This is a genomic window from Streptomyces sp. P9(2023) (assembly GCF_032436795.1).
GTDB lineage: Bacteria > Actinomycetota > Actinomycetes > Streptomycetales > Streptomycetaceae > Streptomyces.
The window spans coordinates 1-245 of the sequence record NZ_JAUPWM010000753.1 but is presented as its reverse complement, the minus strand read 5'-3'; the positions used below and the strand labels follow the sequence as shown (position 1 = coordinate 245).

Below are 245 nucleotides of genomic sequence, written 5' to 3'. Positions count from 1 at the left end.
ACCCAAGCCAGATGAACCGAAGGTGTTGAATAAATACCACGGTAATATTCCAGCTAATGCTGTCTACATTGGCAGAGGCTCACCTTGGGGAAATCCGTTTGTCATCGGCAGGGATGGAACCAGAGACGAGGTTATCACTCTCTACAAGGAACACGTCCTGCCAAAACTCGATGTGGAACCACTGAGAGGAAAGCATCTGGTCTGCTTCTGCAAACCTGCTGCCTGTCATGGTGATGCAATCATGG

General features: G+C 49.4%; 1 protein-coding gene. It reads left to right on the top strand.

What is annotated here, in order from left to right:
* Positions 1–22 precede the first annotated feature (22 nt).
* On the top strand, positions 23–245 hold a 223-nt coding region (locus Q5762_RS40255; RefSeq protein WP_399495650.1), incomplete at its 3' end, for a DUF4326 domain-containing protein.